Source organism: Pseudonocardia abyssalis (assembly GCF_019263705.2).
Taxonomy (GTDB): Bacteria; Actinomycetota; Actinomycetes; order Mycobacteriales; family Pseudonocardiaceae; genus Pseudonocardia; species Pseudonocardia abyssalis.
Window position 1 is genome coordinate 4,149,971 of sequence record NZ_JADQDK010000001.1, and the last position, 23,403, is coordinate 4,173,373.

Annotated in this window: 23 protein-coding genes; 15 read left to right on the forward strand and 8 right to left on the reverse strand. The window is 74.1% G+C overall.

Features of this window, described 5'->3' with window-relative positions; translation table 11 throughout:
* Window positions 1-8: 8 nt before the first annotated feature.
* The 6 genes from I4I81_RS20075 (at window position 9) to I4I81_RS20100 (ending at window position 5,676) form a co-directional block, all read left to right on the forward strand.
* Window positions 9-1,190 (forward strand): EAL domain-containing protein, encoded by a 1,182-nt coding sequence (locus tag I4I81_RS20075; protein ID WP_218604984.1) that lies wholly within the window; start codon window positions 9-11, stop codon window positions 1,188-1,190.
* Window positions 1,191-1,243: 53 nt separating this feature from the next.
* Entirely contained in the window at window positions 1,244-1,768 is a 525-nt protein-coding gene (locus I4I81_RS20080; protein WP_218604983.1) for an RDD family protein, read from the forward strand.
* A gap of 123 nt (window positions 1,769-1,891) precedes the next feature.
* Entirely contained in the window at window positions 1,892-3,028 is a 1,137-nt protein-coding gene (locus tag I4I81_RS20085; protein WP_218604982.1) for an ABC transporter substrate-binding protein, read from the forward strand.
* Between the two features lies 1 nt (window position 3,029).
* The gene (locus tag I4I81_RS20090) at window positions 3,030-3,944 is read left to right on the forward strand and encodes an ABC transporter permease (protein ID WP_225924644.1); all 915 of its coding nucleotides are present in this window, start codon (window positions 3,030-3,032) and stop codon (window positions 3,942-3,944) included.
* Entirely contained in the window at window positions 3,941-4,720 is a 780-nt protein-coding gene (locus tag I4I81_RS20095; RefSeq protein WP_218604981.1) for an ABC transporter permease, read from the forward strand. Before I4I81_RS20090 ends, I4I81_RS20095 begins: the two co-directional genes overlap by 4 nt.
* The gene (locus I4I81_RS20100) at window positions 4,717-5,676 is read left to right on the forward strand and encodes an ABC transporter ATP-binding protein (RefSeq protein ID WP_218604980.1); all 960 of its coding nucleotides are present in this window, start codon (window positions 4,717-4,719) and stop codon (window positions 5,674-5,676) included. The genes I4I81_RS20095 and I4I81_RS20100 overlap by 4 nt, the downstream gene beginning before the upstream one ends.
* A 142-nt stretch (window positions 5,677-5,818) precedes the next feature.
* On the opposite strand, the gene I4I81_RS20105 is transcribed toward I4I81_RS20100, so the two are convergent.
* The gene (locus I4I81_RS20105; RefSeq protein ID WP_218616258.1) at window positions 5,819-6,784 is read right to left on the reverse strand and encodes a helix-turn-helix transcriptional regulator; all 966 of its coding nucleotides are present in this window, start codon (window positions 6,782-6,784) and stop codon (window positions 5,819-5,821) included.
* A gap of 61 nt (window positions 6,785-6,845) precedes the next feature.
* On the opposite strand from I4I81_RS20105, the gene I4I81_RS20110 reads away from it, so the two are divergent.
* The 5 genes from I4I81_RS20110 to I4I81_RS20130 all read left to right on the forward strand — a co-directional run bounded on the left by I4I81_RS20110 (window position 6,846) and on the right by I4I81_RS20130 (window position 12,410).
* Window positions 6,846-7,346 (forward strand): DinB family protein, encoded by a 501-nt coding sequence (locus tag I4I81_RS20110; protein ID WP_218605935.1) that lies wholly within the window; start codon window positions 6,846-6,848, stop codon window positions 7,344-7,346.
* 34 nt (window positions 7,347-7,380) lie between these two features.
* The gene (locus tag I4I81_RS20115; protein WP_218605936.1) at window positions 7,381-8,886 is read left to right on the forward strand and encodes an ATP-dependent DNA ligase; all 1,506 of its coding nucleotides are present in this window, start codon (window positions 7,381-7,383) and stop codon (window positions 8,884-8,886) included.
* A gap of 76 nt (window positions 8,887-8,962) precedes the next feature.
* On the forward strand, window positions 8,963-10,633 hold the full coding sequence (locus tag I4I81_RS20120; RefSeq protein ID WP_225924645.1) for a serine/threonine-protein kinase: 1,671 nt from the start codon (window positions 8,963-8,965) through the stop codon (window positions 10,631-10,633).
* Window positions 10,634-10,654: 21 nt separating this feature from the next.
* On the forward strand, window positions 10,655-12,082 hold the full coding sequence (locus I4I81_RS20125) for a GuaB1 family IMP dehydrogenase-related protein (protein ID WP_218604595.1): 1,428 nt from the start codon (window positions 10,655-10,657) through the stop codon (window positions 12,080-12,082).
* 40 nt (window positions 12,083-12,122) lie between these two features.
* Entirely contained in the window at window positions 12,123-12,410 is a 288-nt protein-coding gene (locus tag I4I81_RS20130) for an NAD(P)-binding domain-containing protein (protein WP_225924646.1), read from the forward strand.
* 109 nt (window positions 12,411-12,519) lie between these two features.
* Here the strand turns inward: I4I81_RS20130 and phoH2 are convergent, their stop codons facing one another.
* Both phoH2 and I4I81_RS20140 read right to left on the reverse strand, forming a co-directional pair.
* Complete coding sequence (phoH2, locus tag I4I81_RS20135; protein ID WP_372453641.1) at window positions 12,520-13,809, reverse strand: RNA 5'-3' helicase PhoH2; 1,290 nt, start codon at window positions 13,807-13,809, stop codon at window positions 12,520-12,522.
* A gap of 367 nt (window positions 13,810-14,176) precedes the next feature.
* A complete protein-coding gene (locus tag I4I81_RS20140) occupies window positions 14,177-15,373 on the reverse strand; it encodes a DUF885 domain-containing protein (protein WP_218604596.1) in 1,197 nt (398 codons plus the stop codon).
* A 342-nt stretch (window positions 15,374-15,715) separates the two neighbouring features.
* On the opposite strand from I4I81_RS20140, the gene I4I81_RS20145 reads away from it, so the two are divergent.
* Window positions 15,716-16,099, forward strand: coding sequence for a hypothetical protein (locus I4I81_RS20145; protein WP_218604597.1), 384 nt, complete (start codon window positions 15,716-15,718; stop codon window positions 16,097-16,099).
* Window positions 16,100-16,412: 313 nt separating this feature from the next.
* Window positions 16,413-16,790 carry a hypothetical protein gene (locus I4I81_RS20150; RefSeq protein WP_218604598.1) on the forward strand — a complete coding sequence of 126 codons (378 nt, stop codon included), beginning with the start codon at window positions 16,413-16,415 and terminating at the stop codon, window positions 16,788-16,790.
* An 83-nt stretch (window positions 16,791-16,873) separates the two neighbouring features.
* On the opposite strand, the gene I4I81_RS20155 is transcribed toward I4I81_RS20150, so the two are convergent.
* On the reverse strand, window positions 16,874-17,638 hold the full coding sequence (locus tag I4I81_RS20155; RefSeq protein ID WP_226363972.1) for an isoprenyl transferase: 765 nt from the start codon (window positions 17,636-17,638) through the stop codon (window positions 16,874-16,876).
* A 168-nt stretch (window positions 17,639-17,806) separates the two neighbouring features.
* Between I4I81_RS20155 and trhA the strand changes: the two genes are divergently transcribed.
* Window positions 17,807-18,430, forward strand: a complete 624-nt coding sequence (trhA, locus tag I4I81_RS20160) for a PAQR family membrane homeostasis protein TrhA (protein ID WP_218604602.1) — start codon at window positions 17,807-17,809, stop codon at window positions 18,428-18,430.
* Here the strand turns inward: trhA and abmR are convergent, their stop codons facing one another.
* The 4 genes from abmR to mca form a co-directional block, all read right to left on the reverse strand.
* Window positions 18,431-19,033 (reverse strand): ATP-binding transcription factor AbmR, encoded by a 603-nt coding sequence (gene abmR, locus I4I81_RS20165; RefSeq protein WP_218616605.1) that lies wholly within the window; start codon window positions 19,031-19,033, stop codon window positions 18,431-18,433.
* 100 nt (window positions 19,034-19,133) lie between these two features.
* On the reverse strand, window positions 19,134-21,149 hold the full coding sequence (locus tag I4I81_RS20170) for a thioredoxin domain-containing protein (protein ID WP_218605206.1): 2,016 nt from the start codon (window positions 21,147-21,149) through the stop codon (window positions 19,134-19,136).
* 29 nt (window positions 21,150-21,178) lie between these two features.
* The gene (locus tag I4I81_RS20175) at window positions 21,179-21,460 is read right to left on the reverse strand and encodes a hypothetical protein (RefSeq protein ID WP_218605205.1); all 282 of its coding nucleotides are present in this window, start codon (window positions 21,458-21,460) and stop codon (window positions 21,179-21,181) included.
* Window positions 21,461-21,480: 20 nt separating this feature from the next.
* Window positions 21,481-22,365, reverse strand: a complete 885-nt coding sequence (gene mca, locus I4I81_RS20180; RefSeq protein WP_218605204.1) for a mycothiol conjugate amidase Mca — start codon at window positions 22,363-22,365, stop codon at window positions 21,481-21,483.
* A 475-nt stretch (window positions 22,366-22,840) separates the two neighbouring features.
* Here mca and greA point away from each other — a divergent pair, with 475 nt between their 5' ends.
* Window positions 22,841-23,335 carry a transcription elongation factor GreA gene (gene greA, locus I4I81_RS20185; RefSeq protein ID WP_218605203.1) on the forward strand — a complete coding sequence of 165 codons (495 nt, stop codon included), beginning with the start codon at window positions 22,841-22,843 and terminating at the stop codon, window positions 23,333-23,335.
* The last annotated feature ends 68 nt before the right edge of the window (window positions 23,336-23,403 follow it).

The window sequence follows — 23,403 nt, forward strand, 5'->3', positions numbered from 1 at the left end:
GTGGAGCGGTGAGTGACCACGGGCGGTTCGCGTTCGAGCCACTGCTGAACCTGGTCACCGGCCGCCCGGTCGGGATGGAGGTCGTGCGGCAGCAGGCCCGCGACCAGATGACGCGCGTCGCCGCGAACGCCGTGTGGGGCACCCGCCAGCTCGCCGAGTTCGACTCCGGGATCGCGATCGCCTCGGTGCTGCACGGCACCGGGTACGACGCCTCCGTGCCACTGCACGTCGACGTCCTCGCCGACTCCGTGGTGGCCGCACGGCGTCGGGTGCTGCAGATCCGGTCGTCGCTGCAGCGGCGCGACACGGGACTCCCGACGCCGCCGATGCTGCTCGGCATCAACCCGGCGTTGTCCGCCGCTCCCCCTGACGCGCTCGCCGCGGGGCTCGCCGAGCTGCGCGCGGAGGGCTTCGGCATCGGGTTCGACGGCGTCGGTCGCGGTTTCGGCCTCGATCTCGTCGCCGAGCTGGAGCCCGACCTGGTCACGATCGACGCCCACCTCGTCGCCCGCCTGCCCGCCGACCCGCGGGCCCGGACCGTCGTCACCGCCCTGTGCGACGTGGCCAGAGCTGTCGGGGTGCGGGTCTGCGCGTCCGGGATCGGCACCGCCGACCAGCTCGCCGCGGTGCGCGACCACGGCATCCCGTGGGGTCAGGGGCCGCTGCTCGCCGCGCCGCAGCGCCGCCCGTCGACGGCGGGGGTCCTGCTGGCCCCCGACCTCCTGCCCCGTGCGGTGCGGCCACCGTCGCCCGTCCCGCGGGCGGTGCGCCAGCCCGTTCGCACGGCTCTCGCGGACCTGGCGCAGGCGGCGGTGAGCCTGCCCGAGCAGGCCACGGCGGAGAGCGTCCGGCAGGCGTTCGCCGACCATCCGCAGGCCGGCAGCGTCGTGCTGCTCGACCCGCACCGGCGCCCCACCGGCTTCCTCGACCGCAACCGGTTCCTGCTCGCGATCTCCGGGCCCTTCGGCCGCGCCCTGTACGCCAACCGCCCGGCCACCTCGCTCGCCGAGCCCCCGCGCACGCACCCGGCCGCCGCCGACCTGCACACCGCGGTGACGGCCTGCCTCGACGGCGACCGCACCCGCAGCTACGACGACCTCGTGCTGGTCGACGGCCACGGCACCTGCACGGGCGTCGTCCGCGTCACCGACCTGCTCTCCGAGGCCACCGGCGGCACGTCGGCGGCCTGACCGGTGACATCCGTCAATGGCCACGCGGCGCTCCCGCGCCCTACCGTCGGTCCGTGCCCACCACCCACCTCGCCCCCGCACCGGTCGGGCGGCGGGTGCGGGCGTCGCTGGACGACCTGCTGTTCGTCGCGGCCTGGTTCGCGCTGCTCACGCTCCTCGGGGTCGCCGTCCGGGCGATCGCGCCACCGGCCGGGCCGCCGTCGCTGCCCGCCACCGACCTCACGGTCCTCGCGTCCACCGTGCTGCCGGTCGCGGCCTTCCTCGCCGCGGGCGACGCTGGGGTGCGCTGGGCCGCCCGGGGCAAGCGCCGGGCCGGGCTGCGGGTCGTCACGCCGGACGGGGCCCGGCCGTCGGTGGGCCGCAGCGTCGTGCGCGCCGCGGTGAAGATCGCTCCGTGGCAGCTCGCGCACATCGCCGTCGCGCGGCTGATCCTCGGGGCGGACGACCCCGTCGTCACCTGGACGACGTACGCACTGTCGCTGGCCGTCCCGGTCGTCAGCGTGGTGACGGCCCTGCGGGACCCCCGCCAGCGGGCCCTGCACGACCGCGTGGCGGGCACGCGGGTCGTCACGTTCTGACGTCGAAACGGGCCGGACGGCAGCAGGACGCTCCCGGGACGGGTGATCGTCGCGCTACGGTCACCTACCCACTGGATGCTGCGCCGGTCCGGACTTCGCCGGCACCCTCGAAGGAGTCTCGAGATGACCGTGATGCAACGCCTGTTCGCCGTGGCCGCCATCGGCGCCACCCTGGCTGTGAGCGGCTGCGTCAGCTCCGGTGGTTCCGGCGCGGCCCCGGCCGCCGACGGCACCGACTGGTCCACCGCCACCTCCGCCGAGGCGGGCGGTGGCTTCGACGCACTCGTCGCGGCCGCGCAGGCGGAGGGCACGCTCAACGTCATCGCGCTGCCGCCGGACTGGGCCAACTACGGCGAGATGATCTCCACGTTCGAGGAGACCTACGGGATCACCGTCGAGTCCGCCAACCCCGAGGGCTCCAGCCAGGACGAGATCAACGCGGTGCAGCAGCTCGGCACGCAGGACCGCGCGCCCGACGTCCTCGACCTCGGCCAGTCCTTCGCCAACTCCAACGTCGACCTGTTCGCGCCCTACCAGGTGCAGACCTGGGACTCGATCCCCGAGGGCAACAAGGCCGCCGACGGGGCGTGGGTCAACGACTACGGCGGTTTCGTGTCGATCGGCTGCAACGCCGGCCTCGTCGCGACCTGCCCGCAGACCTTCGCCGACCTGACCAAGCCCGAGTACGCCGGGCAGGTCGCGCTCAACGGCGACCCGACGTCGTCGGCGTCGGCGTTCGCGGGCGTGTGGGCGGCGGCGCTGGCAGGAGGCGGCTCGCTCGACGACATCACCCCTGGACTGACCTTCTTCGGGCAGCTCGCCGACAGCGGCAACCTGCTCCTCGTCGACCCGACGCCGGCCACGATCGAGAGCGGCCAGACCCCGATCGTCCTCGACTGGGACTACCTGAACCTCACGCAGGCCGACAAGGTCGCGGCGTCGTTCGAGTGGCAGGTCGCCGTCCCGTCGGACGGGCTGTTCGCGCAGTACTACGCGCAGGCGATCAACAAGAACGCCCCGCACCCCGCCGCCGCGCGGCTGTGGCAGGAGTTCCTCTACTCCGACGTGGGCCAGAACCTGTGGCTGGCCGGCAAGGCCCGCCCGGCGCGCCTGACCGCGATGACGGAGGCGGGCACGGCCGACGCCGCACTGGTCGCCGTGCTGCCGCCGGTCGCCGGGGAGCCGGCCTTCCCGACGCAGGAGCAGACCGACGCCGCGAACGCGGTGGTGGCCCAGGGCTGGGCCGCGGCGACCTCCTGAGATGACCCTCCTGGAAGCTCCGGCCGCGCCCCGCGAGGCGGTGCGGTCGGAGCGGTCCTGGCGGGCCGCGCTGGGCCTGGTGCCCTTCGTCGCCTACCTGCTGGTCTTCCTCGGCGGCCCGCTGTACTTCGTGGTCAGCGGCGCGCTCTCGGACCCCGACGGGCTCCCGACGCTCGACAACGTGATCGCCTCGGTGACGCAGCCGCAGTACCGGGCGGCGTTCACCTCCAGCATCGTGCTGTCGGCGGGCACGGCGCTCGTGGGCGCGGTCGCGGGCGCGTTCCTGGCCCAGGCGGTGCTGACGAGCAGGCCGACCAGGGCGGGCGGGGAACCGGTACTGCGCCGGATCGTCTCGACGGCGTCGGGCGTGCTCGCCTACTTCGGCGGCGTGCCGCTGGCGTTCGCGTTCATCGCCGCGCTCGGCCAGACGGGGCTCGCGACACAGTTCCTGCGGGCGGCCGGCGTCGACCTCTACGCGTCCGGGTTCCGCATCGACTCGCTCACCGGCCTCGCGCTGACCTACGTCTACTTCCAGATCCCGCTCATGGTCATCCTGATCACCCCGGCGCTGGAGGGCCTGCTGCCGCAGTGGCGGGAGGCCGCGGAGAACCTCGGCGCGTCGGCGTGGACGTACTGGCGGCGGATCGCGCTGCCCGTGCTCGCGCCCGCGCTCGGCGGGGCCGCGCTCGTGCTGTTCGGCAACGCGTTCGCCGCGTACGCCACCGCGCTCGCCCTGACCAGCGGCTCGATCCCGCTGCTGCCCACCGCGATCGCGTCGGCGCTCTCGGGCAACGTGCTCGCCGGGGCGCAGAACGTCGGCCTCGCGCTCGGGCTCGACATGGTGCTCGTCATCGCCGTCGTGATGGTCGGCTACGTACTCCTGCAGCGCAGGGCGTCGCGCTGGCAGGCGCGATGAGACGGCGCCGCTGGCGGGTCGTGGTCCTCGGCCTCGCGCTCGTCTACTTCCTGGTGCCGCTGCTCTCCGCCGCGGAGTTCAGCCTGCGCGTCCCCGGCGGCGGGTACGGCGTCGCCAACTACCTGACGATCGCCTCCGACGAGGTGCTGCTGTCGGCGCTGCTGGTGTCGCTGCAGATCGCCGTCGTCACCGCGGTGCTGGTGCTGCTGCTCGTCGTCCCGACGGCGGTGTGGGTGCGGCTGCGCTTCCCGGCCGCCGCGGCGCTGCTGGAGAGCGCGACGATCCTGCCGATCGTCGTGCCGCCCGTCGTCATGGCGGCGGGCATCGCCTTCGTGCAGGCCAACCTGGACGGGCCGGTGTTCCGCACGCTGTTCGCGTCGTCGTTCACCGCACTCACCCCGTTCTACGTGGTGCTCGCGCTGCCGTTCGCCTACCGCTCGGTCGACAACGGGCTCGCCGCGATCCCGCTGCGCACGCTGGTGGAGGCGGCTCGCAACCTCGGGGCGTCGCTGCCCGTCACGCTGCTGCGGGTGGTGCTGCCCGCGATCCGCAGCGCGGTGCTCGGAGCCGCGTTCCTCACGCTCGCGCTCGTGCTGGGCGAGATCGTCATCGCCCGGCTCCTGCTCTACGGCGACACGTTCCCCGTGGCGATCGTCGAGGTCGGGCGCAGCCAGGCCGGCGTCGCCGTCGCACTGACGCTGGCCAGCCTCGTCCTCACCTGGGTGCTGCTGCTCGCGGTGTCCTTCGCCGGAAACGCCCGTAGGAGTGCTCGATGACCGGTACGACCGTCGAGTTCCGCGGCGTGCGGCGCAGCTACGGGGCGACGCACGCCCTCGACGGGCTCGACCTGACGCTGGCGCCGGGCGAGCTGCTGGCGCTGCTCGGCCCGTCGGGCTGCGGCAAGACCACCGCGCTGCGCCTGCTCGCCGGGTTCGACGAGCCGACGTCCGGCTCGATCCTGGTGGGCGGCACGGACGTCATCGGCGTCCCGGCCGCGAAGCGCGACACCGGCATGGTGTTCCAGGCGTACTCGCTGTTCCCGACGATGACCGCGGCGGAGAACGTCGCGTTCGGGCTGCGGGTGCGCCGCGTGGCCCCCGCGAAGCGCCGGGCGCGGGCCGGGGAACTGCTGGAGCTCGTCGGGCTCGGGTCCCGCGGTGACTCCTACCCGCACCAGCTCTCCGGCGGGCAGCAGCAGCGGGTCGCGCTCGCGCGGGCCCTGGCCGTCTCCCCCGCCGTCCTGCTGCTCGACGAACCGCTCTCCGCGCTCGACGCCCGCGTCCGCGTCCAGCTGCGCGAGGAGATCCGCAGGCTGCAGCTCGCGGAGGGCATCACCACGCTGTTCGTCACGCACGACCAGGCCGAGGCGCTCGCCGTCGCCGACCGGGTGGCGGTGCTCAACGCGGGCCGGCTGGAGCAGGTGGGCACGCCGCAGGAGGTCTACTCCACCCCGTCGACGCCGTTCGTCGCCGAGTTCGTGGGGATCATGAACGCGGTGCCGCTGGCCGACGGCGTGATCACCCCGGGCGCCCCGGAGCGGGCGATGCGACCGGAGGAGCTGACGGTCGGCGACGACGGCCTGCCCGGCACCGTCCTGACGACCACGTTCCTCGGCCCGGTGACCCGCCTCGTCGTGACCACCGGGGTGGGCGAGCTGACCGTCGACGTCGTCAGCCGCGCCGGCCTGCCCGGCATCGGCGAGCCGACGGCGGTGGCCCCGGTCCGTCCATGATCGCGACCAGCCGCACCGGAGCGCCCCGCCGAGGGCCATAGCGTGCGGCCAGGACCGACCACCGAGCGGCCGGACCCGACATGATCGGGATCAGCCGCACGGAGGCGCCCTGCCGAGGGCCGCGGCGTGCGGCCGGCGCCGATCACCCCGCCGCCCGGCGGAACCGCTCCCCCCACTCGCGCAGCAGGTCGGCCAGCTCGGGCGGGGACCGCACCTCGAACTCCGCCCCCACCGCCCCCAGCCCCATCGCGGGCCAGTCGAGGGAGTCGGTGGTCATCCGCAGCACGCAGCTCGTGGCGTCGACCTCCTCGATCTCGGCCCACCTCGCCAGCCGCTCGCGCACCCGGTCGGCCGGGGCGTGCACGAGCACCTCGACCGAGAACCGGGCGGGCTGCTGCGCCGTCTCCAGCCCGGCCCGGACGAACGCGGCCGCGTCGGCCCCGGGCAGGTCGCGGGTGCGGAACCGGGCACCCGTCGTCCGTGGCGCGGTGAGGCGGTCGAGGCGGAAGCTGCGCCAGTCGTGGCGGTGCAGGTCGTAGGCCACGAGGTACCAGCGCCGGCCCAGCGGCACCAGCCGGTGCGGCTCGACGTGGCGGGCCATCGGTTCCCGACCCGGCGCGGCGTAGGAGAACTCCAGCCGCTCGGTGTCGCGGCAGGCCTGGGCGACGCCGATCAGCACCGCCGGGTCGACGACGGGCGCCGCGCGCGCACCCCACTCCAGCGGCACGGTGACCGCCCGCAGCGCGTCGACCCGCCGGCGCAGCCGGGGCGGCATGACCTGCACGACCTTGGTCAGCGCGCGCACCGCCGACTCCTCGATCCCGGCCACCGAGCCCTGTGTCGCGGCCTGCATGCCGACGGCGAGCGCCACGGCCTCCTCGTCGTCGACGACGAGCGGCGGCAGCGCGGCCCCCGCGGCGAGCTGGTAGCCGCCGTCGACCCCGCGACTCGCCTCGACCGGGTAGCCCAGCTCGCGCAGCCGGTCGACGTCGCGGCGCAGGGTGCGCGGCGAGACCCCGAGCCGCTCCGCGAGGTCGGGCCCGGGCCAGTGCCGGTGGGTCTGCAGCAGCGAGAGCAGCCGCAGCGTCCGGGAACTCGTGTTGGCCATGTTCCGAGTATCGCGGCATTGCGGTCAGGAACTGGCCGCTGGTCCTCCTAGAGTTCTCCTCATGACGAACACCGAGCGCGCCGACATCCTCGACTCCCTCGCCGCCCAGCGCGGCTTCCTGCTGTTCACGGTGCAGGGCCTCACCGACGAGCAGGCCCGGCAGCGCAGCACCGTCAGCGAGCTGACGCTCGGCGGGTTGATCAAGCACGTGGCATTGACCGAGAAGGGCTGGACCGACTTCATCGAGCAGGGCACGTCGGCGCTGGAGGCCACCGAGGACAGCTGGGCCGAGCAGGCCGACAGCTTCACCCTGCGTGAGGACGAGACGCTCGCCGGCGTGCTCGCCGAGTACGCGGAGATCGCGAAGCACACCGACGCGCTGGTGGAGAGCCTGCCCAGCCTCGATGTCGCCCACCCGCTGCCCGCGGCCCCCTGGTTCCCGGAGGGCGCCACCCGCTCGGCCCGGCGGGTGTTCGTCCACATCGTCGGCGAGACCGCCCAGCACGCGGGCCACGCCGACATCCTGCGCGAGGCCATCGACGGCCAGAAGACGATGGGCTGAGCCGGGTCGGGCCGGGCGGGGCAGGATGGGGCCCGTGCTGCTGGCCGAGGTCGTCGCCGTCTCCGCCGCCGTGGGCGCGACACGCTCGCGCACCGCGAAGGCCACCGCGCTCGCCGGGCTGCTGCGCGCCGCCGCCCCCGACGAGGTGCAGGCGGCCACGGCGTGGCTCACCGGCGAGCCACTCCAGGGCCGGCTCGGCGCGGGCTGGCGCACCCTCTCCGCCCTCGACCACCCGCCTGCGACGGCCCCCACGCTGGCGGTCACGGCCGTCGACGCCCTGCTCGACGCGCTCGCCGCCACCTCCGGCCCCGGCTCCACCGCCCGTCGCGCGGCCCTGCTCGGCGAGCTGTTCGGCGCCGCCACCGCCGACGAGCAGGCGTTCCTGCGCCGGCTGCTCACCGGTGAGCTGCGCCAGGGCGCACTGGAAGGCGTGATGCTGGAGGCGGTCGCGGCCGCCTCCGAGGTGCCCGCGGCGTCCGTGCGCCGCGCGTTCATGCTGTCGGGGCGGCTGCCCGAGACCGCGGCCGTCGCGCTCACCGGCGGCGATCTCGACGCCGTCACGCTGCAGGTCGGGCGGCCCGTCCGCCCGATGCTGGCGAGCCCGGGCGCGTCGCTCGACGCCGCGCTCGACTCCGTCCCGGACCCGGTCGTGGAGTTCAAGCTCGACGGCGCCCGCATCCAGGTCCACCGCGACGGCGACGACGTGCGGATCTGGACGCGGACGCTGCGCGAGATCACCGACGGCGTCCCGGAGCTGGTGGAGCTGGTCCGCGGCCTGCCGTGCCGCAGCGTCGTCCTCGACGGCGAGACGCTCGCGCTGCGCGACGACGGCCGGCCCCGCCCGTTCCAGGAGACGATGAGCCGCTTCGGCAGCGACGCCAGGGAGGATCGGTCCCTGCTCAGCCCGTTCTTCTTCGACCTCCTGCACCTCGACGGCACCGACCTGCTCGACGAGCCGCTGCACGTCCGCCTCGACGCACTCGCCGGCCTGGTCGACGAGTCGCTGCGGATGCCCGGCGTCCGCCGCCCCACCCCGGAGCGGGCCGCCGAGGTGCTCGACGCCGCGCTGTCGGCCGGGCACGAGGGCGTCGTCGTCAAGTCGCTGGACGCGCCGTACCTGGCGGGGCGGCGGGGGAAGGCGTGGCAGAAGGTCAAGCCGGCGCACACCCTCGATCTCGTCGTGCTCGGTGCGGAGTGGGGGTACGGACGGCGGACGGGATCGCTGTCGAACATCCACCTCGGCGCCCGCGACCCCGACGGCGGCGAGCCGATCATGGTCGGCAAGACGTTCAAGGGCATGACCGACGAGCTGCTGGCGTGGCAGACGGCCACGTTCCCCGGCCTGGCGCGCTCCGAGTCCGACCACGCCGTGCTGCTCCGCCCGGAGATCGTCGTCGAGATCGCCCTCGACGGCGCGCAGCGCAGCACCCGCTACCCCGGCGGTGTCGCGCTGCGCTTCGCCCGCGTCCTGCGCTACCGCCCGGACAAGACGCCCGGCGAGGCCGACACGATCGACGCGGTGCGCGCCCTGCTGGCCTGAGACCGGATCGATGTTTGCCCGGTGCCCGCGCAACGGCCAGACTTCGCCTGCCCCCGACACCGCGAGGCGGAGCACCATGGCGCAGGAGATGTTCGGCCCCTACCGGCTCGAGGAACTACTGGGCCGCGGCGGCATGGGCGAGGTCCACCGCGCCCACGACACGGTCCGCGGACGCACGGTCGCGCTCAAGCGGCTGCTCCCCGGGCTCGGGCAGGACCACGACTTCCGGGAGCGGTTCCGCCGCGAGTCCCAGCTCGTCGCGCGACTGCGCGAGGGCCACGTCATCCCGATCCACGACTTCGGCGAGATCGACGGCCGCCTCTACATCGACATGCGGCTCGTCGAGGGCACCGACCTGGGCACCGTCCTCGCCCGCTCCGGCCCGCTGTCCCCGGAGCGCGCGGTGCGGATCATCGGCCAGGTCGCGCGCGCCCTGGACGCCGCGCACGCCGACGGGCTGGTGCACCGCGACGTCAAGCCGTCGAACATCCTGCTCAGCGACGGCCTCCCGGACGACGACTACGCCTACCTGGTCGACTTCGGGATCGTCGGGAGCGCAGAGACCACCGGGGACCGGCTCACCGCCACCGGCACCGCGATCGGCACGCTGGAGTACATGGCACCCGAGCGGTTCCTGGGCGACGGCGGCGACCGCCGCGTCGACGTCTACGCGCTGGGCTGCGTGCTGCACGAGATGCTCACCGGCGCCCGCCCGTTCGCCGGGACCGGGCCCGCACTGATGTGGGCGCACGCCCACACGCCTCCGCCCCTGCCGTCACAGGTGCGGCCCGGCGTCCCCGCCGGGCTCGACGCGGTGGTCGCGGGCGCGCTCGCCAAGGACCCCGCCGACCGCGTGCCCACCGCGGGGGAGGTCGCCGCCCGGGCCCGCGCCGCGCTGGCCGCCGGCCCGACGGTCCCGGGCACCGCGGTGTTCCCGCACCCCCCTGCACAGCACCGGTCCGATCCGACCGGGCCGACCGCGGCGATCCCGCCCCGCACCACCGCTCCCCCCGGGTACTCCGCTCCCCCCGCCCCACCGACCCGGGTGGACGGGCCCCCGCACGACCCGCGCCGCGCGGCGCCCACCCGGGTCGACCGGGACGCCCCCACCGCACTCGGCGCGGCCGCACCGCCACCGCCGGGCGGTCCGGCCGCGGGCCCGACCGCGCAGCCGGCGTCGGGTGGGCGGCGGGTGCTGCTCGTCGCGCTGGCCGCGGTCGTCGTCGTCGCGGTCGCGGTGGGGGTCACCTGGGCGGTGTCGTCCGCGAACTCCGACTCCCCCTCCGCTGCCGGCGCCACGGCCACCGCGGAGCCGGCCGTCGAGGAACCGCAGCTCGACGACCCCCTCGCCGAGCTCACCGGCCACCTCAGCGAGCCCCTGCTCGCCACCTGCCCCGACGGCGCCCTGCCCAACGACACTCCGCCGGTGCTCGCGACGGCCGCCTGCAGCGACTGGAGCTTCGAGCTCTACCCCTCCGCCGCGGATGCCGCCACGACGGTGCGCGACAACAACGGCGGCACGATCGAGCCGGGCACGCCGTGCGACGTCCGGCCCGACACCGACACCTACCACCTCCAGCGGTTCGACCGGGGGGTGCTGGGTTGCCGCGACTCCGGCGGCGAGTACGTCGTGGAGTGGGCGATCGACGGTGTGCCGGTGCTCGCGGTCCGGTACGCCACCGACGACGTCGAGGACTACGGCGTGATCTACGAGGAGGCCGTCGGGCTGGCCGCCGAGGTCGGCTGACCGGCGTAGAGTCCTGTCACCGTGCGCTTCCTCGACGGTCAGACCCCTCACCAGGACCTCACCTACGACGACGTCTTCCTCGTCCCGGGACGGTCCTCGGTCACCTCCCGCTTCGACGTCGACCTCACGACGGCCGACGGGACGGGTGCGACGGTGCCGATAGTCGCGGCGAACATGACCGCGGTCGCGGGCCGCCGGATGGCCGAGACGCTGGCCCGCCGCGGCGGGCTCACGGTGCTCCCGCAGGACGTGGCCCCGGAGGCCGTCGCGGGGATCGTCGCCTGGATCAAGTCGCGGCACCCCGTCTGGGACACCCCGCTCGTCCTCACCCCCGGCGACGCCGTCGCCGACGCGCTCAACCTGCTGCCCAAGCGCGCGCACGGCACCGTCGTGGTCGTCGACGAAGCCGGGCGCCCGGTCGGCACCGTCGACGAGGACGCGTGCACCGGCGTCGACCGCTTCACCCGCCTCGCCGACGTCCTCGACCCGGGCCCGCTCGTCGTGCCGCTGCCCACCGCGCCGCGCGAGGTGTTCGAGTCCGGGCGCCGCGTGGTGCTCGGCGTCGACGGCGACGGCCGGCTCGCCGGACTGCTCACCCCGCTCGGCGCGCTGCGCGCGGAGGTCTACACCCCGACGCTGGACGCGGCCGGGCGGCTGCGTACCGCGGCGGCGGTCGGGATCAACGGCGACGTGGCCGTCAAGGCGAAGGCGCTGCTCGACGCGGGGGTCGACGTGCTCGTCGTCGACACCGCGCACGGGCACCAGGACAAGATGCTCGACGCGCTGCGCGCCGTCCGGGCCGCCGTGGGCGACGCGCCGGTGCCGGTGGTGGCCGGGAACGTCGTCACCGCGTCCGGCGTCCGCGATCTCGCCGAGGCCGGGGCCGACGTCGTCAAGGTCGGCGTCGGACCGGGCGCGATGTGCACCACGCGGATGATGACCGGCGTCGGGCGCCCGCAGTTCTCCGCGGTGCTGGAGTGCGCGGCGGCCGGCCGCGAGCACGGCGTGCACATCTGGGCCGACGGCGGCGTCCGGCACCCCCGCGACGTCGCACTCGCGGTCGCCGCCGGTGCGTCGGCGGTGATGATCGGGTCCTGGCTGGCGGGTACCTACGAGTCGCCCGGCGACCTGCTGCGTGACGAGAACGGCCGCGCGTACAAGGAGTCGTTCGGGATGGCGAGCAAGCGGGCGGTCAGCGCACGCACCCGCGGCGACGGCGGGTACGAGCGCGCGCTCAAGGGCCTGTTCGAGGAGGGCATCTCGAGCTCGCGCCAGCTCCTGGACCCCCAGCGCCCCGGCGTGGAGGACGTCCTCGACGGCATCTGCTCCGGCGTCCGCAGCGCGGCGACCTACGCGGGCGCCCGCACCCTCGCCGAGCTGCACGAACGCGCGGTGATCGGCGTGCAGACCACCGCGGGCTTCACGGAGGGCACGCCGCACGGCCTGTAGCGCGACGGGTCATGGCGACGATCTCCCCCACACGACCGCGGTGCAGCCCCGTCCCGACTTCCGCGTGGGCGGGCCGAGGGAATGGCGTCCGGCGGCCGGCGTCGGCGCGGGCATGATCATCGATGCGGGCCACATCGGCGGCCCACCCGCCGGCACCGAGGGCCGGATCGCGCTGCCGGTGGCCGGGGCGGACGGGCAGGCGAAGCAGATCCCCCTCGACCTGGTCGACCAGCTCGGGTTCGATCCCGTCGACGCCGGGACCCTCGCCCCGTCGCGGCGCCAGCAGCCCGGCACCGCCGTCTACGGCAAGGACCACGACGCGGAGTGAACCCGCCAGGCCCTCGCCGAGGCATCGCCGGAGCGTCCGGCGGAGTTCCGCGCCGCCTGAGCCCGTGCGCGGAGACCTGGCCGGAGCCACGGTCTCCGCGCACGACCGGTCAGGCCTGCGGTCCCTCCAGCATCTCGGTCACCAGCGCCGCGATCGGGCTGCGCTCGCTGCGGGTGAGCGTGACGTGGGCGAACAGCGGGTGCCCCTTCAGCTTCTCGATCACCGCCTGGATGCCGTCGTGGCGTCCCACGCGCAGGTTGTCGCGCTGGGCGACGTCGTGCGTGAGCACCACGCGGCTCGCCGTGCCGAGCCGGGAGAGCACGGTCAGGAGCACGTTGCGCTCCAGCGACTGCGCCTCGTCGACGATGACGAACGAGTCGTGCAGCGACCGCCCGCGGATGTGCGTGAGCGGGAGCACCTCGATCAGCCCGCGGGCGATGATCTCCTGCATCGTCGAGTCGCTGACCAGCGCACCGAGGGTGTCGAAGACGGCCTGTGCCCAGGGCGCCATCTTCTCGTTCTCGCTGCCCGGCAGGTACCCGAGCTCCTGCCCGCCGACGGCGTACAGGGGCCGGAACACCACGACCTTGCGGTGCTGCTGGCGCTCGAGCACCGCCTCCAGGCCGGCGCACAGCGCCAGTGCCGACTTGCCCGTGCCCGCCCGTCCACCGAGGGAGACGATCCCGACGTCGGGATCCATCAACAGGTCCAGTGCCACGCGCTGCTCCGCGGAGCGCCCGTGCAGGCCGAACGCCTCGCGGTCGCCGCGGACCAGCCGCACCCGCTTGTCGGCCGTGACCCGACCCAGTGCCGCCGACCCGCCGCCGAGCAGTCGAATCCCGGTGTTGACCGGCAGGTCGCGGGCGACGTCGTGGTCGATCGAGCCGTCCTTGAACAGCGCGTCGACGTCACCGGGGGTGACCTCGACGTCGGCCATGCCGGTCCAGCCGGACGGCGTCACGTCCAGGGCGTGGTACTCGTCGGCCTGCAGCCCGACGGCACCGGCCTTGACCCGCAGCGGGACGTCCTTCGTGACCAGCACGACGTCGCCCCGGCCGTCGAGCTTGCGCTCGGCCGCGAGGTTGAGCGCGCACGCCAGGATGCGGGAGTCGTTCGAGTCCGTGCGGAAGCCCGCGGGGAGCACCTCCGGGTCGGTGTGGTTGAGCTCGACGTGCAGCGTTCCGCCCGCGTCACCGATGGGGATCGGGACGTCCAGGCGGCCGTGTTCGATGCGCAGCTCGTCGAGCGTGCGCAACGCCGTGCGGGCGAACCACCCCAGCTCGGGGTGGTGCCGCTTGCCCTCCAACTCGGAGATGACCACCAGCGGCAGGACGACCTCGTGCTCGTCGAACCGGGTCAGCGACCACGGGTCGGACAGCAGGACGGAGGTGTCGAGCACGTAGCAGCGAGTGCCGGTAACGATGGTCTCTGCCGAAACAGGGGCGACAGCACGATCGGTCACGGATGCTCCCTCGTGGGCGCGGCACCGCGCCCACATATCGGTGGGCCGGCCGGCCCTGGTCTGGCCGTGCACGGCGGTGCCGCGCACGCCCGCAAGGGCCGGGTGCCGGCCCCCTCCGGTGCAAGAACCACGGACCAGGGCCTCCCCGGGCGGTGCGCATCGGGTACGTACCGCCACCACGAACGCTACCGGCGGTCACCCCCGTGCGGTCAACAGCAACTCGGTGAGTGGCCGGCAAGTCGCTCCGAGAATTAACAGAACGGCCTACCGCTGGTCGCTTGACGCCTACCGCCTGTCGCGGAACTCACCCCGTCCGGCGCAGTTCCTCACGGAGACCGGACGGGGTCCACGGTTCGTCGTGGAGCGTGCGCAACTGCCGCGCCGGGGTCGCGCCGGGGAGGTCCAGCCACCGGCGGACGAGCGGGCCGCCCACGACGTAGGTGACGACGTGGTCGCGCCAGCGCGGATCGGCGACGAAGCGCAGGACCCGGCGCGCACCGCGGTCGTCGAGGAGCAGCCAGCGCCGCAGGTGTGCCTCGGCGTCTCCCGACCGGCCCCGTCCGCCGTGCCACAGCAGGGCCGCGTCGAGACGGACCCCGGCCAGGCGGGCCACGGCGGCCCCCACCCGCTCGGCGTGCTCGCCGTCGAACCCCAGACCGACCGACGACAGCACCTCCGACGCCCAGCGCCCCCACCCGGACCCGACGAGGGCGTACAGCCCGTTCTCGGCCGCACCCTCGGCCAGCAGCGCCTGCGGGGTGCCGAGGACGACGAGCCGGTGCTCCGCCCATCCGCGCTCCCCCACCAGGACGGTCTCCCGGCGCCACTGCTCGACATGGTGGCCCGGGTACGCCTCGTGGGCGAGCAGCCGCGCGAGCCCGGCCCGGCGCGGCCGGACCCCGGCGTTGACCAGCACCCGAGAACTCCCGGGCCCCGAGCGCTGGTGCAACGCGCTCCACGACGCGTCACCGACGACCTCGAACGCGACCTTCTCCGCCCCGTCCACCAGACCGGCGTCGCGCGCCCGCTCCCGCAGGGCATCGGCCAGCGCGTCGACAGCGGCCGGGAGCAGGTCGACGGGCACCTCGTCGCGGCGACGGTGCTCGGCGAGCCGCGTCGCGAGGTCGCCGGAACCGGGGAGCAGGGCGTCGAGGTCGCGGTGGGCCGCGCGGTAGCCGTCCTCGTCCCCGGCGCCCACGGGCCCGTCGGCCGCGGCCCGGAGTGCGGCGGCGTAGGGCACCCCCTGCCCGGCGAGGCGACGGGCCGCCGACTCCAGCGCGACGAGCTGGGCGGCCAGGAACCGCTCCCGGCGGGGCTCCAGACCCAGGCCCGGCAGCCGCACCGTCAGCTCCCCCGCCGCCCGCACGAGCGCCCCGGGCGACCGGACCGGCCCGGGCGGGGTCGGCCCGTCACCCGCACGAACACTGATCGTTCCCGGCCGGAGGTGGTCGAGCGCCACGGCCAGTGACAGATAGTCACGCACCGCCTCGTCGACCGGCATCCGGGCAACCTACGCGCCCGGACGGAGCAGCGCCCCCGGGGCGATCCGGCCCGCAGATGACTCCGCGTGGGAACGGGAAAAGTTACGTCCGCCATCGGGTGATCCACAACTACACACCGTCCGGTTGATCACTCTTTACGGTCGCGTCCCGACACCCCGGACGTCCCCGAAATGGGGCGTATCCATTCCCGTAGTGATTGCCGCACCCGATGGGGTTACGCCGTTTGTTACCCGCCCGGACGGGCGCTACCTTTTCCTCAGTCAGCGCGGGCTCCCCGGTCGGACGCTGACTCTGAATGGAACCGGCTGCGGTCGGTTCCGGATCACAAACTGGAGATAACTGTGCTGAAGAAGGCTGGAATCATCGTGGCCGCCGCTGCTGCGGGCCTGCTCGCGGTCAGCCCGCTCGCCTTCGCGGGCGACAAGGGCCACGACTACGACCACGATGGCGGGAACCACGCCGTCAACTCGGTCGAGGACGACAGCGAGACCAACGGCCTCGTGAACGTGACCGGCAACGAGGTCAACGTTCCGGTCCAGGCGTGCAACAACGACGTCCCGGTCAACGTCCTGGGTGTCCAGGTCTCCGACGTGCAGGCCGACCTGACCGGCGCGCTCGGCCTGGCCGGCGCGGCCGACGCCGACGACGACGGCGGCGCGGGCGACGTGCGCGCGTGCTCGCAGGAGAACTCCTCGGGTGGCGAGATCATCCAGAACATCGGCTGATAGCAGCCAGTGTCGCCGGCGGCGCCGGACCCCTTCGGGGGTCCGGCGCCGCTGTCGTGTGTCCGCTGGTTCCCCGACCGGGTCCAGCCGTGACCCAGCGTGCGGAGATCCGCCGCGAAACCGCGGAGAACAACCCCCGAAAGGGGGCGTATCTATATCTGAAACACCGTGCTACGCACGATGTGATGACGCGGCTTGGATCGTCGGAATAAGAGCGGTACGTTTTCCTCAGTCAGCGCGGGCTCCCCGGTCGGACGCTGACTCTGAATGGACTCGACCTCGGTCGGTTCCGGATCACAAACTGGAGATAACTGTGCTGAAGAAGGCTGGAATCATCGTGGCCGCCGCCGCTGCGGGCCTGCTCGCCGTGAGCCCCCTCGCGTTCGCGAGCGACCACGGTGACTGGGACCACGACGGCAACACCGCGGTCAACTCCGTCGAGGACGACAGCGAGACCAACGGCCTCGTGAACGTGGCCGACAACGAGGCCAACGTCCCCGTGCAGGCGTGCAACAACGACGTCCCGGTCAACGTCCTGGGTGTCCAGGTCTCCGACGTGCAGGCCGACCTGACCGGCGCCCTGGGCATCCTGGGCGAGGCCGAGGCCAGCGACGAGGGTGGCGCCGGCGACGTGCGCGAGTGCTCGCAGGAGAACTCCTCCGGCGGCGAGATCGTCCAGAACATCGGCTGACAGCAGCCACAGCGGTACCGGCGGCGCCGGATCCCTTCGGGGGTCCGGCGCCGCCGCCGTTCCGGGGTGCCGTCGTGCGTCCTTCAGGAACCGAAGCGGCGGTGCCGGGCGGCGTAGTCGCGCAGTGCCCGGAGGAAGTCGACCTTCCGGAACTCCGGCCAGTACGCCTCGCAGAACCAGAACTCCGAGTTCGCGGACTGCCACAGCAGGAAGCCGGAGAGCCGCTGCTCCCCGGACGTGCGGATGACCAGGTCGGGGTCGGGCTGGCCGGACGTGTAGAGGTGCGCCGCGATGTGGTCGACGTCGAGCACCTCGGCGAGCTCCTCGATCGACGTGCCCGACTCGGCGTGCTGCAGCAGCAGCTTGCGCACCGCGTCGGCGATCTCCTGGCGCCCGCCGTAGCAGACCGCCACGTTGAGCTCCAGCCCCGGACGGCCGGTGGTGCGGGCCGCGGCGTTCGCGAGGCGGGCCGAGATCTCGCCGGGCAGCAGGTCCAGGGCCCCGACGACCCGCAGCCGCCACCGGGCGGCCGGACCGCTCAGCTCGTCGACGACGTCGGCGATGATCTCCAGCAGCGGAGCGAGCTCCGCGGGAGGCCGGGAGAGGTTGTCGGTGGAGAGCAGGAACAGGGTCACGACCTCGACCTGCGCCTCCTCGCACCAGCCGAGGAGATCCGCGATCTTCGCCGCGCCGACCCGGTGCCCGTCGTTGACGTCGACCAGACCGGCGTCGCGGGCCCAGCGGCGGTTGCCGTCGAGCATCAACGCGACGTGCCGGGGACGACCCCCCGCCCGGTCCAGCCGTCGGGTGAGCCGACGCTCGTAGACCGAGTACAGCACCTCGCGCACTCCCACGGCGGGAGAGCCTACGCCGATCGCGGGGCGTGATCGTCCACACCGCGGGCACGGATTCATCCGCACGCCATCCGGGCCGCGGGCATCGTGGCGTAATCTCGGGACGTGTCTGCCGGGGCCGTCTCGCCATCCCCCGCCACCCCGCCGCTGATCAAGCCGCGGATGCGGGGCTGGCTGCACTTCTGGTCGTTCGCCGTGTCGATCGCGGCGTGCGCCACCCTGATCGCCGTCTCCGCGTCGCTCGTCGGCGGCGGGGCGGCACTCGCCACGTCGATCTACAGCGTCACGATCCTCGGCCTGTTCGGCATCAGCGCGCTCTACCACCGGCGCACGTGGCGCACGGCCCGCAGCCGCATGATCATGAAGCGGCTCGACCACTCCATGATCTTCCTGTTCATCGCGGGGACGTACACGCCGGTCATCGCGCTGACGATGGCGCCCGACCGCGCCCGCGTCGTCCTGATCATCGTGTGGACGGGCGCACTGGCCGGCGTCGCCCTGAAGATGCGCTGGCCGCACGCCCCGTCCTGGGTGGGGGTGCCGATCTACCTGGCCCTGGGCTACGTCGCGGTGTTCGTGCTGCCCGACCTGCTGCGCGGCGGCGGCGTCGCGGCGCTGGTGCTGCTGCTGGTCGGCGGGCTGTTCTACACGATCGGCGCGGTCTTCTACGCCACGCGCTGGCCGAACCCGTGGCCCCGGACGTTCGGGTTCCACGAGTTCTTCCACGCCGCCACCGTGCTGGCCGCGATCTGCCACCACATCGCGATCTGGCTCGCCCTGTTCTAGCTACTCGTCGCCGGTCGGACCCTTCGCCCGCAACTCGTCGACCCGGGCCATGGCGTCGCGCAGCTCGCCGAGCCACTCGTCGGCGTGCTCCCCGACCAGCCGCACGGCCCACGCGAGCGCGTCGGACCGCGACCGGGCCACCCCGGAGTCCACCAGCGTGTCGAGCACGACCCGCTCCGGCTGCCGCAGCCGCGTCATCACCGGCACCGACGCCACGGTGAACAGCTCGACGTCCTCACCGATCCGCGCACCCCACGCCACCTTGCGCCCGTAGCGGTGCTCGGCCTGCCGCGCGATCTCGATGCGCTCCTCGCGGGTCTGCTCGCGGAAGCGCGAGATCCGCCCGGCCACTGCGGCGGCGCGGTCGGCCCGGCCCGCCTCGGTGTCGTCGAACGTGCCGTCCACCGGCGGGAGCTCCCCGACCACCACGATCTCCTCGCGGTCGACGGTCACCTCCGGCACCCCGGCGAACCAGCCGTCGGGCAGCCGGCCCTGCAGCCACGCGCCCGCGTCGCCGGCGTCGGGGAGGTCGGCCTGCTGCCAGCCCCCGCGCCCCGGCCCGCGGCCGCCGCGCCCCGCCCCGCCGTGCCATCCCCGATGCATGCGTCCGGTCATCACTGCCTCCATCACGGTGTAGCTGTGATTACGACGTTACACCGAAGCACTCGCCCGTCAGCACGGTTCGCCGCGAGCGAACGCCGCGTCAGGGGCGGAGCAGGAGGGCCGCGGTGAGTTCCGCGGTCGTCGTGACCGGGCGGTCGCAGACGAACCCGCGGCACACGTAGGCCGCGGCGGCCCCGTCGACCAGCGGGCGGTCGGCGAGCAGCGGCACCCCGGCGGCGTCCGGCTCCCCCGCCACGACGACGGTGCCGCCCGCGGCGATCCGGCGGGCGTGGGCGACCAGGGCCGCGCGGCCCGGGTCGTCCGGACCCGCGACGGCCACCTGCAGAGGCCCCCGCGCCACCGCCTCGGCGACGGTGAGCCAGTGCCCCGCGAACCGCGGGTGCTTCGACGCGAGCGTGCCCACCGAGCGCAGCGCGGCCTCCGCCGCGTCGCGGTAACGCCCCCCGTCCGCGACCAAGACCGACGCCGTGACCAGCGCCGACGTCAGCGCGGAGCTGCCACAGGGCGACGCGTTGTCGGTGAGCTCGCGCGGGCGGTGCAGCAGCTCCTCGGCGTCGTCGGCGGTGTCGAAGAACGCGCCGGGCTCCTCGCCGGAGAAGCGCTGCAGCGCCAGGTCGAGCAGGCCGGTGGCGGCGTCGAGCCAGCGCGGCGCGCCGGTGGCCTGGTGCAGGGCCAGCAGGGCATCGGCCAGGACGGCATGGTCCTCCAGCACACCGGCCGCCGCGCCGACCGCACCGGCCCGCGAGGACCGGCGTACCCGCCCGTCGACGACGTGGCGCGAGAGCAGCAGCTCGGCCGCCTCGGCCGCCGCGTCGATCCACTCCGGGTGCCCGAGGGCGGCCCCGGCCTCGGCGAGGGCCTGGATCGCCATGCCGTTCCAGGCCGTGACGACCTTGTCGTCGCGCGCGGGCTGCGGCCGCTCCGACCGGGCGGCGAGCAGGACGGTGCGGAGGCGGGCCCAGCGGGCCGGGTCGTCGGGGTCGGCGGGCAGTTGCAGCGTCGACGAGCCGTGCTCGAACGTGCCGGAGTCCGTCACCGCGAGCAGGTCGGCCGCCCAGACGCCGTCGTCGTCGCCGAGGACCTCGCGCAGCTGGACGGGGGTCCAGGCGTAGGTGAGGCCCTCGACGCCGTCGGTGTCGGCGTCGAGCGCGGCGGCGAACCCGCCCTCGGGGGTGCGCAGGTCGGCCAGCAGGAACCCGGCGGTCTCGGCGGCGACCCGCCCGAACAGCGGATCCGCGTCCGGCAGCCGCGCGAGGTGCGCGTAGACCCGGAGCAGCAGCGCGTTGTCGTAGAGCATCTTCTCGAAGTGCGGCACGACCCACCGCGCATCGACGCTGTAGCGCGCGAACCCGCCCGCGAGCTGGTCGTACAGGCCGCCGCGGGCCATCCGCTCGGCGGTGACCGACGCCTGGGCCAGCGCGTCGACCGAGCCGGTGCGCTCGTGGTGGCGCACCAGGAACTCGAGCGCCATCGACGGCGGGAACTTGGGCGCCCCGCCGAACCCGCCGTGGGTGGCGTCGAAACCGGTGCCGAGCGTCGCCGCGGCGTCGTCGAGCGTGCCGGCGTCGACCGGCGCGGGCGGCAGCGCCGCGGCCGCCCCGTCGGCGAGCTGCGCCGCGATCTGCCCCGCCGAGGTGCGCACCCGATCGCCGTCCTCGGTCCAGGCCGTCGTGACGGCCGTGAGGAGCTGACGGAACGCGGGCATCCCCTGGCGCGGCGTGGGCGGGTAGTAGGTGCCGCAGTGGAACGGCTCGCCCACCGGGGTGAGGAAGCAGGTCATCGGCCAGCCGCCCTGCCCGGTCATGGCCTGGGTGGCGGCCATGTAGACGGCGTCGATGTCGGGGCGTTCCTCGCGGTCGACCTTGATCGCCACGAATCCGGCGTTGACCTGCGCCGCGGTCTCCGCGTCCTCGAACGACTCGTGCGCCATGACGTGGCACCAGTGGCACGCCGCGTACCCGACGGACAGCAGGATGGGGACGTCGCGGCGGGCGGCCTCGTCGAAGGCCTCCGAGCCCCACGGGTACCAGTCGATCGGGTTGTCGGCGTGCTGCTGGAGGTACGGGCTGGTGGCGTGGGAGAGCCGGTTGGGCATGGAGCCCAGTCTTCCAGTGCGCCGACCCGTCAGGGCTGCTTCGGCCCCGCGGCATCCCCGTCGGTGGGCTCCTGCTCGGACGGCTGCGGGTCGAACGACGCCGGCACCTTCTTCAGGTGCCTGGTCATCGACCGGATGAGGAACGCCGTGGCCAGACCGAGCAGCAGGATGACCACGAGCGCCACCGGCGACGCCTTGCCGAACTCCGGCTCCCCCGGCGGTGGCTCGGCCCCACCCTGCCTCGGGACCACGACGGAGGAGACGGCCTCCGTCACCGGCACCGCACCCAGGTCGACCAGCACGTCGTTCACCCCTCGACCCTACGTGCCGATCAGCCGGCCCGCCGCACCGCCACCTCGGCCTCGACGCCCGCGAAAAGGTCGTCCTCCGGGGTGGGCGCGTCGACCGCGGAGCGCACGAGCTCGTAGTCCTCCGTGGGCCAGACCTCGCGCTGGATGTCGGGCGGCACCAGGAACCAGCGGCTGGTGGGGTCGATCTGCGTGGCGTGGGCGATGAGGGCCTGGTCCCGCTGGGGGAACCAGTCGGCGCACGGAACGCGGGTGGTGACCCGCAGGCCCGGGTCGGGCCGATCGGACCAGTTCTCCAGCCACTCCTTGTACGGCGACTCCATGCCCCGCGCCTCCATCGCCTCCTGGAAGGCGAGCAGGCGGGCCTTGGAGAACCCGTGCGAGTAGTAGAGCTTCTGCGGCTCCCACGGCTCACCGGTGCCCGGGAAGGCGCTCGGGTCGCCCGCGGCGTCCCACGCGGCGATCGAGATCTCGTGGGTCTTGATGTGGTCGGGGTGCGGGTAGCCGCCGTTCTCGTCGTAGGTGACGATCACGTGCGGGCGGAACTCGCGGATCAGCGCGACCAGTGGGCGCGTGGCGACGTCGAGGTCCTCCAGCGCGAAGCAGCCCTCGGGCAGCGGCGGGAGCGGGTCGCCCTCGGGGAGGCCGGAGTCGACGAAGCCGAGCCAGCGGTGCTGCACACCGAGGATCTCGGCGGCCCGCGCCATCTCGGCGCGGCGGACCGCGGGCAGGTCGGCGATCACCTCGGGGCGGTCCATCGCGGGGTTGAGGATGCTGCCGCGCTCGCCTCCCGTGCAGGTCACGACCATCACCTCGTGGCCCTCGGAGACGTAGCGGGCGGAGCTGGCGGCGCCCTTGCTCGACTCGTCGTCGGGGTGGGCGTGCACCGTCATCAGTCGCAGCGACATGAGCTCGGCCGTGGTCCTTCCGGGTCAGGAGGAGTGCTGGGGACGATCGTGGCAGAACCCCCCGACACTTCGCCGGAGAGTCCGTTCCGACGGTGCAACGTGCCGGATCGGCATACCCTTCCCGACGGGTCACCGGGATGCTCGCTCACCGTGGTCCGAGCGGGCGCCCGAAGAGGGCCCGAACGGCCCCTCTAGATCGACGACGACCCCCGATCGGACGCGCTGACCTGCAGCGACGGGGGTACCGGGAACCTTTCCGGACAGTCGACCGTTTGACGAAAAGCTGCGACGAGCGGCTGACACCGTGTTACCGTGAGCTGTACACGGCCCGCAGGCGGGTCGTGTTTTTCCTTACTCAGGGGCCGCCCGGGCGCCACTCCGGGCAGCACCGAGGACGGGAACGCCCGAGACGGGTGGGTCCCGAGCCGCGGCCACATGGACCGCGGGGTGGTGACCTGTACAGGCTGGAGGAGTGATGACCGTGACGGACACCCAGGTGACCTGGTTGACCCAGGAGGCCTACGACCGGCTCAAGAGCGAGTTGGACCAGCTCATCGCGAACCGTCCCGTCATCGCTGCCGAGATCAACGCCCGCCGCGAGGAGGGCGACCTCAAGGAGAACGGCGGCTACCACGCCGCCCGCGAGGAGCAGGGCCAGCAGGAGGGCCGCATCCGGCAGCTGCAGGAACTGCTGCGCACCGCCCAGGTCGGCACCGCCCCCACCAGCTCCGACACCGCTGCGCCCGGCATGGTCCTCAAGCTCCGCTACGACGGCGACGACGACACCGAGACGGTGCTGCTCGGCTCCCGCGAGGAGGGCAAGCGCGGCGACCTCGAGGTCATCTCGCCGAACTCGCCGCTCGGCGCGGCCCTGCTCGGCGCCCACGTCGGCGACACACGCGAGTACCCGCTGCCCGACGGCGGCAGCATGAAGGTCTCGCTCGTCTCCGCGGAGCCCTTCCGCGCCTGACGCCCCGCCGGGCACATCGCGCGGTCGCCGTGCGCACCCCTCGCGGTGTGCCCGGTGGCCGAGCGGTG